Source organism: Aquiflexum sp. TKW24L (assembly GCF_023502205.1).
Taxonomy (GTDB): domain Bacteria; phylum Bacteroidota; class Bacteroidia; order Cytophagales; family Cyclobacteriaceae; genus Cognataquiflexum.
In genome coordinates, this window is record NZ_JAMFLG010000011.1 from 63,032 (window position 1) to 74,634 (window position 11,603).

Consider the following 11,603-nt stretch of genomic DNA (forward strand, 5'->3'; position numbering starts at 1 on the left):
TTAGAAGAATATTTTTCTATTTTAGAATTCCCAAAATGAGTTTTCTCCATTTTAGACAAAATCAGAATTTACCTCACCCAATCAACCTTCCCTGCATGAGCAAACCACGGCTTTCCTTTCAACAGATCATCAATATGAATGTCGGTTTTTTTGGCATTCAATATAGCTTCGGCCTGCAGCAGAGTGCAGTCAACCCGATTTATGACATGCTTGGCGCACAACCGCATGAAATCCCGATCTTGAATCTCGCCGGGCCGATGACGGGATTGCTGATCCAACCTATCATTGGCGCTTTGAGTGACAGGACATGGAGCCCAAGGTTTGGCAGGAGAAAACCCTTCTTCTTCATAGGCGCAGTTTTTTGTAGCATCTGTCTCTTTCTGTATCCATTCAGCAGTTCGCTTTGGATGGCGGCTGGCTTACTTTGGGTATTGGATGCGGCCAACAATACGGCGATGGAACCTTACCGTGCCTTGATTGCTGACAAACTTCCCGAAGAACAATATGCCACAGGTTTTTTGTCCCAAAGTTTCTTTACCGGACTGGGGATAACCCTCGCCAATATTTCCCTCTTTATTTTTCAGATGTACATTCCCGGTACGGCCGGGTCGCTGCCTGTTTGGGTGTATGCTTCCTTTTTCTTGGGATCGATTTGTTCCATAACCTCTGTGGGATGGAGTATCTACAAAACCCCCGAGATTCCACCGAGTAAGGAGGAGTTAGCTGTCTTGAATGAGAAAAATAAGGGTTTACCAAATCCTGTTATCCAGTTTTTCCTTTCGGTGTTTACCGCATTGTTGGTGTATGTTCTCTTTGCCTTGCTTTTGATTCCTTCGATTTTTGACAGGACTTTGATTCCTCGTCTGATTACCTCGATGGAGAAAAATAAATATTCCCGCATCGTTTTCGGCGAAAATCTGGAAATCATCCACTCAGTCGTAGACATGCCATCAGTGATGTGGAAGCTTGCCGTGGTCTACCTTTTCCAATGGTATGCGCTTTTTGTCTATTGGCAGAATGCCGCCAAAAGTATCGCCCAATCAGTCTGGAAAACTTCCCCTGCGGAGGATATGAAGCTGTTTGAAGAAGCAGTAGGATGGACCGGACTCGTCAATGGCTGGTATAATGTCGTGACCTTTATGTCCGCATTCGCACTAGTCGGGGTAGCCAAAAAATTTGGTCCCCGCAAAGTCCATTTCATCTGCCTGATTCTGGCGGGACTTGGTTTGCTTGCATTTCCCCATATCGAAAATAAATATGCCCTGCTCGTTCCTATGACCGGATTTGGTGTCGCTTGGGCGAGTATGATGGGTATCCCTTACCTGCTCGTGGTCAATGAAATCCCCAAAGAAAGATATGGTGTCTACATGGGGATTATCAATATGATGATCGTGATTCCGATGATTCTACAGACCTTGAGTTTTGGATTTATATCCAAATATATCCTCAGCAACGATCCCGGGTTTGCCATTACTTTTGCCGGGGCGTTGTTGCTTTTGGCAGCATTGGCCACATTGAGAATCAAAGAAACCCATGATATCGATACCGCATCAGCCCCGATGGGAGGCGGACATTGATATTCGTGCTGTTGTTTAATTTTAATTCAAAAAGAAAAAAATACCGTTTTCCATGGCCTCAGACCATTCATTGACAGACTTCATCCGCAATATTCTTTCTGCCAACAAGCTTGAATTATCCATCAAAGACAAAGCTTTTATCACGCGGCTGAATGCCGGAATGGCTTCGATCACCCACTTATACTATCAGATTTACAGTACCCATCCCAAAAAGGATGAACTCTTTGAGCAATTGATAGCGACTCTAGTCCGTGCCTATCAATCCCGGGAAAAAGACCTGCGCAAAAGGGATGAAGAAAAAGCCAAGAAAGGTCATTGGTTTTTGAGCAATGAACTTGTCGGTATGAGTCTCTATGTAGACCGTTTTGCGGGGAATCTGCCGCTGCTTAAAACCAAACTTCCCTATCTGGAAGAACTAGGAGTAAACTTCCTGCACCTGATGCCGATTTTTGAAAGTCCTGAAGGGGAAAGTGATGGCGGATATGCTGTTTCGGATTTTCGAAAGGTGGACAAAAAGTTTGGTAGCCTTGAAGATTTGATTGGGTTGAGAAAAGAAATGCAGCGAAAAGGAATGTACATGATGTTGGACATTGTCCTCAACCATACTTCCCACAGGCATGAATGGGCCGAAAAAGCCAAAGCGGGAGATTCCTATTACCAGGATTTCTTTTACATGTTTGAAAACAGGTGGATTCCAAATCAATACGAGGAGAAAATGCCTGAGATTTTTCCCGAAGCTGCACCCGGCAATTTTACCTATGTGGAGGAATGCCAAAAATGGGTCATGACGGTATTCCACAATTACCAGTGGGACCTCAATTACATGAATCCTTTAGTCTTTAGGGATATGTTGGACAAAGTGCTGTTTTATGCCAACCTCGGCGTAGATGTGCTGCGGGTAGACGCGCCGGCATTTATCTGGAAGCAAACAGGGACTACTTCGCAGAATCTTCCTCAGGTACATACGCTACTTCAGTTGATCAAGGAATGTGTCCTCGTGGCCGCTCCCGGAATGGCGATATTGGGAGAAGCGATTGTAGCGCCAAAGGAGATTGTCAAGTATTTTGGAACAGGAGATTATACAGCAAAAGAATGTGATTTTGCCTACAATGCCACCCATATGGCGGTGCAGTGGGATATGCTTGCCACCGGCGAAACAGATGTGATGCTTGCCGCCCAACATGCGATTTTGGAAAAGCCCTTTGGTACCTCTTGGATTTCTTATACCCGATGCCACGATGATATCGGGATGGGTTATGAAGATTATATGATTGAAATGACCGGTAAATCACCCTTCAGGCACCGCAGGTATTTGATGGATTATTATTCCGGAAACCTCCCCGGCAGTCCTGCTCGGGGAGCTTTATTTTCTTCTAATCCTAAAACAGGCGATGCCAGAATCAGCGGAACCTTGGCTTCTTTGTGTGGCCTTGAAAAATCACTATATGAAAATGATTCTTACGGGCAAGACCTTTCCATCCAAAAAATCATCCTCATGCAGGCGCATTCTCTATTTCTTGGTGGCTTGCCGATGTTGTACTATGGGGATGAAATCGGTTACACCAATGATTACAAGTTCAGTGACGATCCCGGAAAAAGCTACGACAACAGGTGGCTGCATCGGCCATTGATCGATTGGGAAAAAGCAAATAAGAGAAAGGTGGAAGGAACGATCGAAAACAGGATTTTCTCGCAAATGCAGGCCCTGATCAAGATCCGAAAGAAACTGCCTATGATAGGAGATTACAAAAACCTGACATGGATATCTCCGCACAACACCCACATCGCCGCTTTTATAAGGACTTTTGAAGGAAAATCATTTTATGGGGTTTTCAATTTCAGTGACAAATACCAAAATCTGACTTGGTTTGCATTTAGGGAAAAAGGAGAGTCACCCGAATCACTGTTCGATCATTGGTCACAAAAAGAAATCAAGGTTGGTCCTGATCATGAATACCTTTGGCTCGAACCTTACCAGTTTTGTTTATTGGAGCCAATTACTCAGGTTTAGGATAATGTCAAATAGGTTTTTTGGAGGATATATTTGATTAAATGTAAGGAATATCTGTAAGGAGGTCTGAAAAATTCCACTGATCAAAAATCAATACCTTCAGGTTTTTTAAAATAATACATTGCTGATAAATGATATAAGAGAATATTTTTCTCATTCATTTCAAGCCTATTTGAAAAACCTAATTTTGCTTACTTTGAACCCGCACCTGAATTTGACCAAAAACCTGAGCAAGGTTGTGGCAGTTTTTCTACTTCCGGTTTTACTTTTTATCTCCCCTTTGCTCATGGCGCAGCAGGGAGGCAAGGGAAAAGTGACAGGAAAAATCACTGATTCCAATTCAGGAAATCCACTTTCTTTTGCCACAGTAGCCATCTATAAAAGCCCCGAGCAGCTTGTCGAAGGAAATATCACGGATGAAAAAGGGGAGTTCAGCATCGACATTCCTTTTGGAACTTACTATGCTTTGGTCGAATTTATGGGTTTTGAGCCTTTCAAAAGTCCTGAATTTGAGGTTTCCAAAGAGCAGCCGGTTTACCGTTTTGCATCTCTCCAACTCAGTCCGACCATGAGCAATCTGTCGGAGGTGGTGGTGGAAGGTGAGAAGGCTTTTATGGAACTTGCCTTGGACAAAAGGGTATTCAACGTCGGACAGGACCTTGCCAATGCCGGAAGGACGACTGCTGATATATTGATGAACCTGCCTTCGGTGTCGGTAGATACGGAAGGAAATGTCAGCCTGAGAGGATCGGGAAATGTGAGGATCCTGATCGATGGGAAGCCTTCAGGTTTGGTCAGCTTCAAAGGCAGCCGCGGACTGCAGCAACTGCCGGCGAGCATGGTCGAAAGCGTCGAAGTCATCACCAATCCCTCCGCAAAGTATGAGGCCGAAGGGATGGCCGGGGTGATCAATATTATTTTGAAGAAAGACAACAACCAAGGCTTTAATGGGTCTTTTGAAGCTACAGTGGGCGATCCTCTCAATATTGGATTGGCTGCCAATCTGAATTATAGACATAAAAAAATTAATTGGTTTGTCAATTATGGCTTGGCTAAAAGGCGACAGCTTCGTAATGGAACATTATTTCAGGAAGCGTTTGGGGGAGATACCCTTTTTATTTCTGACCAATCCACCTCAGGTGTAGTCAATAGTCTGAATAACAATATCCGGGCGGGATTGGATTACTATTTCAATGAAAAAAGCATTTTGACAGGTTCGTATCTATGGAGAAGAAGTGATGCGCATAGGATCACCGATATCAGGTATGACGATTACATTTTTTCTAAAGACAATCTCCAGAGCTACAGCAAAAGAAGGCAGGATGAGACCGAAATGGAGCCCAATTCGGAGATTATTGTGAGCTACAAGCGCTCCTTTGAGCAGAAAGGACATGAGTTTGTTGCGGCCTTTACCTACTTGGATTATTGGGAAAATTCTGATCAACTGTTTACCGAGGAAACTTTCTCCCCTGAAGGGATTATGGACCCAAGCCAATCCTTGGTGCAGACTTCGATCAATGATGAGTTTGAAAAGCAATACCTTATCCAGATCGATTACACCAAACCAATTGGCACGGGTGGAGGAAAATTTGAAACCGGATTGAGAAGCAGTTTTAGGAATATGGAGAATGACTTTATTGTGGAGGAGCAAAATGAAAACGGTGATTTTTTCCCCATTCCATGGCTGGATAACATCTTTCTTTACGAAGAAAATATCCATGCCCTGTACGGCATTCTCGGAAATAAGTCTAACAAATTTAGCTACCAAGGAGGTTTGCGTGCGGAATTGACGGATGTGACGACAACTTTGGTCAAAACCAATGAAGTCAACCCGAGGAATTATATCAATTTATTCCCCTCCGCGCACCTGACTTACAATGTCAATAAGGAAAACGCAATGCAGATTAGCTACAGCAGGAGAGTGAGAAGACCTGTCTATAATGACCTGAGTCCATTTGTGACGTTTTCGGATGCGAGGAACTTCTTCAGTGGCAATCCTGACCTAGAGCCGGAATTTACCGACGCTTTTGAGCTTGGACACATCAAATATTTTGAGAAAGGATCTCTTTTTTCCACAATTTATTACCGGGATACCAAAGACAAAATCGACAGGATCAGGACAGTCGATAACCAAGGAAATGCAGTCACCATCACAGAAAACCTGAATTCAGAATTGGCTTATGGGATTGAGTTCACAACAGATTACGCCTTATTTTCTTGGTGGAAAGCAGATGTCAATTTCAACTTTTTCCATGCCAAGATAGATGGAAGCAATATTCAGGATGATTTTGTAGCGACGACTTACTCGTGGTACGCTAGGCAAAATTCACGTTTTATTTTTGGAAAAGGATATGATATCCAATTGAGGGCAAATTATCAGGCAAGACAAAAAACTGCTCAAGGAGTTAGAAAATCCATCTTTTTTATGGATTTGTCGGGCAGCAAGGACGTATTGAAAGGAAAGGGAAAACTTATTCTGACTGTGGCGGACATTTTTAATTCTAGAAGAGACAGGTACATCGTTGAGGGAACAGGATTTGTCACAACTGGAGATTTCCAAAATGTGGTCAGACAGGTCAATTTGACTCTAAATTACAGAATTAAGTAAGTCAAAATTTTCTTGTCCTTTTTTCCAGTTTCCCGATTTTTTCCTTAAACTGGAATTCCAGTTCATCGATAAAAATCAGCGGATTTTCATAAGTTTGAAGGACATGGTAGAGGTAATTACTTTCTAATTTTTGAAGTTGTTTGGCCAAGTTCTCTTTTTTGGAAAGCAATGCTGCCATCCTGATTTTAGGATCTACGGAAGGCAAGTCAATTGTCCGGTTTTCGAAAGTAGGATGCGCTAGGACGATGTTTTGGTAAAAATTTAGCAATGCTTCCAGATCACCATTTTTATATATTCCATTTAGCTGTGCGGTGAGGTCAGTAGCCGTCTTGATTGCATCTTCTTCTCCACCCGGACCAAGTTTGTCGGGGTGGACCTGAACGACAGCTTCCTTGTAAAGACGCTTCAGTTCCTGCCCTTCTCCTGCATTGACCTCTTGAACAGACTTATATCCTGGTTTTGAGGGTATCAATTGAACCGGTTCTTTGTAATTTTTCCCTCGCTTTTTTTGTTCGAGTCGCTTCGCTTTTTTCAATTTTTGTTTCTCTTTCATTTTTTCGTTCAACACAGTCAGGCGGAAAATGAGGGAATTCAATTTGAGTCGGATGGAATTTTCATAGTTATTTATTTCTTCTCCAATTCTACTAATCTTTTCTTCTAATTGGGAAATATCATCATTAAGTTTTTGGATCGAACCGTCTTTTGACGCCGAATTTTTTTTGATTAAATCACCCATGATTTCTTTATAAATTAAGAATAGTTGAGGCTTGGTTTTCGGGAATTTGGGATTTTTTTTTGATAAAGTTCGAATATTGGGAACTGGTTTGAAAAAAAATTATTTTTTTTCAAAAATTTTTTTGGCCAGTTTTTTCACTAATCCCCGAGTTTAGCAAAATTGGCAAAAACTGGTTTTAGCACTTTTTTGGAATTCATCACTAGTCCTTTGCACTTTATGCTCCTACTGCTCAGAATCGCCATTTTGGTAAAAATTAATTTGAACGATTTCCTTTTTTCATAGTCATTTTTTTATAAAGTTTCTGTAAGTAAGATTCTTGAAAAATTATTATGATTTCCAAACTATCTATGTACTTTAGCCTAGTAATTGACTGTTTTGTCAGAATTTGCTGACTCACCCTTGGCATTGTAAGTGGGAAAATAGCCGAAAAGCCCCTAGTAAAAAATCGATATAACTCTATCTAAATCGCCTCAATCCTAGCTTGTCTTAGTTAATTAATTTCTACTTTAAATAGATTGTTCATGAAGCAATTTTGCAAACAATCTGTATTGCTTGTCATCCTGTATATTTCCTGGTTTCAACTACAAGCATCACCAGATTTTTTTTATTCTTCCGTGGAGTCTTCCAATTTTGCCAAAAATTCGGGAGATGGCAATCATGTGCTTTTTGCTACCGATAGCCATGCATCCAAAGTGGAAAGGTTGGCTGATGCGGCCGCTGGTTTGGAAGTATTCAAAGTTTCCAATGTGATCATTGTTCAGGCTGGTGGAGAAATTCTTTATACCATCAGTGTTTTCAACGGGGGTCCTGATGTAGCAAATAATGTTACTGTGACAGATGTACTTCCGGCGGGGACTTCCTTCGTGTCCGCCACCAATGGAGGTACCTTCCAATCGGGGACTGTTACCTGGTCATTTCCAACTATTGCACCGGGTCTGACTGAGGTTTTGACTGTAAGGGTGTTGGTCAATATCGGAGTAGAAGAAGGTACAATCCTCACCAACATAGCACAAGCTTCAAGCCCTGATGATCCAGGATCACCAAAGGTATCCAATAATGCCGATGTAACGGTGCTGAAGGGCATCATGCCAATAGTGGTGATCAATAAAGTGGCTAATAAATCTATAGTGAGATTGGGAGATACCATTATTTACACCATCTCAGTTTCTAATGCAGGAAATGCTTTTGCGACCGGGGTCAGTGTCAGGGATGTGCTTCCAGCCGGGACAGCCTTTGTATCAACCGACAGGGGAGGTGTACATTCCAATGGAATAGTCAATTGGAACATTGGACTGCTTTCTCCTGGACAGACAGTCGTGATTACTTTGGAAGTTCTGGTAAATGGAAATTTTGTCGGTGGTGAGGTAATCACCAATACCGCATCAGTCACAAGTCCATCTGATCCTGCAACACCCAAAACTTCTATCCCTAGTGATGTAACAGTGGAGGAGGTGAAACCGGAACTGGCAATCACCAAAAAAGCCAATGCACCAACCGTATTTGCCGGCGAATTTATCTCTTACACAATTGAAGTGACAAATATTGGGACAGGACCGGCCACGAATGTGACTGTGACTGACCAATTGCCTTCCGGTACCTTTTTTATCTCAGCTAACAATTCTGTGACTCATAATGCTGGTTTGGTTACTTGGTCATTGGGAACAATCAATCCCGGAAATACAGTGACATTGAATCTGGTGGTTCAGGTGGGCCTGACTGTGCCAAATGGAACAGTTATCATTAACGGTGTTTCCGTGCAAAGCCCTGATGTCGCCGCGCCGGTATTGAACCAGCCTGACCCGGAAAATGAGGTAACGGTTATTTCCTTACCGGAATTGACGGTATCCAAATTGGCTGCTGCACCAAAAGTCAATCCTGGAAATAACATCACCTATACCATCACAGTATCTAACCTTGGAACAGCCAGCGCCCAAAATGTAAGCGTGACAGATGTGCTGCCGACAGGTACTACTTTTGTGAGTGCCAGCAACGGGGGTGCACACTCCAATGGTACAGTTACTTGGACCATTGCCAATCTACCCATTGGGGAGCAGGAAGATTTGACACTTGTTGTAAATGCAGCTGCAAACCTCACTGACGGCACAGAGCTTCCCAATACTGCATCAGCGGTAAGTCCTGCTGATCCGACTAACATTGTCACTTCCCCTCCAAGTATTGTAATTGTTGAAGTGATTGCACCGGTATTGGACATCACAAAACTTCCGGGTGCATTTGCTGCCAATGCAGGCGAGAACATCACTTATACAATTACCGTCCGAAATACAGGAAATGCGCCTGCCAACAACCTCATTGTAACGGATTCCCTGCCTACGAATACAACTTTTGTCTCTGCAGACAATGGAGGTGTATTTGCATCCAACTTAATCACTTGGACTTTGGGTACCTTAGAAGCGGGAAGTTCGATCAACCTTATTTTGGTGGTTAAAGTGAATCCAAGCGCTCCGGTTGGGACAAGAGTAAAAAACATTGCTTTTGCTAATAGCCCTGATAATCTGGATGGACCTGTGGAAAGCAGCGATGATCCGGGTCTGGAAGTGGTGATTCAGAATTTGGCTGAGCTGCAAATTACCAAAACTGCAGATAGACCCACCATCAGGTCTGGCCAAAATATCATTTATACAATTATAGTTACCAATAATGGCCCTAGTGATGCCCTCGGAGTAGTGGTAAATGATGCACTACCTTCAGAGACTACTTTTGTCAGTGCCAACAATGGTGGTGTTTTTGCTAATGAAAATGTCAGTTGGCTGGTAGGAACCATAAAATCCGGAGAGCAAATCACACTTCAGATGACGGTAACCTCCTCGGCTTCTTTGACAGATGGTGATGTTATCAGCAACGTGGCTACAGTCAACAGTCCGTCTGATCCTGCCGGAACCAAAACCTCGGCACCAAGCTTGGTCACAATTGACAACAGCTCCCCAATATTGGAAATCACCAAGATTCCAAATACTACTGCGGTTAATGCAGGAGAAGAGATTGCTTATACGATTACTGTTAAGAATTCAGGAAATGCTCCCGCTACGAATGTTAGCGTCACTGATGATTTACCGGAAGGGACAACATTTGTAGCCACAGGAAATGGAGGAACACATAATTCAGGGATTGTTACCTGGTCTTTAGGAACCATGGCGCCGGGGGATTCGATCATTTTGGTCTTGGTGGTAAAAGTCAATGCCGATGTCCTATCTGGAACCAAAATCATGAACATTGCCATCGCTGATAGTCCGGACGATTTCAATGACCCCATTGAAAGTAGCCCCGATCAAGCCCAAGAGATTACCATTTCCACTTCAGCAAATTTAACCATTACCAAATCCGCAGGAGCACCTGAAGTTTTGGCCGGTGGAGAAATAGTATATACCATTTCAGTTCTTAATAACGGACCAAGTGTAGCGAGAAATGTGGCCATCACCGATGTGTTGCCCGCAGAAACGACCTTTGTCAGTGCCAGTAATGGTGGATTAAATACCAATGGAACGGTTTCATGGAACATACCGTCTATAAATCCTGGCCAAAAGATTGATTTGATATTGACAGTAAATGCTTTGGCAACGCTAACCGACGGTCAGGTCATTGCCAATATTGCGACTGTGACATCACCAACAGATCCTGCAAGTCCAAAAGTCTCCGTCCCTAGCATAGTTACCATCAATAATTCTCTGGAAGATACAGAAGTGACTGTATCCAAAGTAGCCTCGGTAACCTCTGCCTCACCGGGAGAAATGGTCGAATATTCTATAGTGGTGACCAATACCGGTGAGTTTAATGCAAAGAATCTTATCATTACTGACACGATTCCTGATGGATTGGTGCCTTTGACCGCTTCGAATCTTGGTGTAATTGTAGACAACATTGTGACATGGAACATCCCGATTGTTGCACCTAATGCTTCCCTCACCCTGACAGTTTCAGTGATGGTCATTTTGGAAGAAGGTTCAGTTGTCAATGAAGTGTTGGTGACAGGAACTAATTTTGTGGATGTGGAGGCAGCCTCTCCTCCACTTACAGTAAATCAGGTGGATCTTAAACTGACCAAAGAAGTTTCTGCCAATATTGTCGCAAAAGGAAGGTCTTTTTCTTATAAACTTTCTGTCGAAAATGTAAGTGAAACAAAGGCCACAGTAGTCATTTTAAGTGATACTTTACCACTTGGCGTCAAGTATAAAAGTGCTACAGCGTCTAAAGGAGAAGTCAGTTTTGATATCGCTGCCAATGCAGTGGTACTTGAGATAGACGAAATTCTCCCTGCGGAAAAAATCACACTTGAAATTGAGGTAATAGCTGAGTCAATCGCCAGCATTGTCAATGTGGCTAATGTGGACTCCAATGAAAAAGATTCTAATCCGATAGACAATACTGCAAGTGCATCCCATCGCCAATTGGACTTCTCGATTCCAAATGCTTTTTCACCAAATGGTGACGGGATCAATGAAGAATGGGTAGTCAAAGGCCTATTGGATATCTATCCAAATAATAGACTCGTCATTGTGAACAGACTTGGAGTCGAAGTCTATAAAACCAACAATTATAAGAACGATTGGAATGGGCAAGGAGTAGGAGAAGGCACTTATTTCTACCAGCTGAGCCTTACCTCACAGGATGGAAGAGAGGAAGTTTTCACCGGTTATCTGACCGTAATCAAGTAGA

General features: G+C 42.8%; 5 protein-coding genes. 4 read left to right on the forward strand and 1 reads right to left on the reverse strand.

Annotated elements, in window-relative coordinates; genetic code table 11:
* Positions 1–95 precede the first annotated feature (95 nt).
* The 3 genes from M3O96_RS09465 to M3O96_RS09475 all read left to right on the forward strand — a co-directional run bounded on the left by M3O96_RS09465 (position 96) and on the right by M3O96_RS09475 (position 6,196).
* Entirely contained in the window at positions 96–1,577 is a 1,482-nt protein-coding gene (locus M3O96_RS09465) for an MFS transporter (RefSeq protein ID WP_249720105.1), read from the forward strand.
* A gap of 52 nt (positions 1,578–1,629) precedes the next feature.
* Complete coding sequence (locus M3O96_RS09470; protein WP_249720106.1) at positions 1,630–3,588, forward strand: amylosucrase; 1,959 nt, start codon at positions 1,630–1,632, stop codon at positions 3,586–3,588.
* 286 nt (positions 3,589–3,874) lie between these two features.
* Positions 3,875–6,196, forward strand: coding sequence for a TonB-dependent receptor domain-containing protein (locus tag M3O96_RS09475; protein WP_249720197.1), 2,322 nt, complete (start codon positions 3,875–3,877; stop codon positions 6,194–6,196).
* A gap of 1 nt (position 6,197) precedes the next feature.
* On the opposite strand, the gene M3O96_RS09480 is transcribed toward M3O96_RS09475, so the two are convergent.
* Positions 6,198–6,932, reverse strand: a complete 735-nt coding sequence (locus tag M3O96_RS09480) for a J domain-containing protein (RefSeq protein WP_249720107.1) — start codon at positions 6,930–6,932, stop codon at positions 6,198–6,200.
* Positions 6,933–7,453: 521 nt separating this feature from the next.
* On the opposite strand from M3O96_RS09480, the gene M3O96_RS09485 reads away from it, so the two are divergent.
* The gene (locus M3O96_RS09485; protein WP_249720108.1) at positions 7,454–11,602 is read left to right on the forward strand and encodes a CLIPPER-2 domain-containing protein; all 4,149 of its coding nucleotides are present in this window, start codon (positions 7,454–7,456) and stop codon (positions 11,600–11,602) included.
* The last annotated feature ends 1 nt before the right edge of the window (position 11,603 follow it).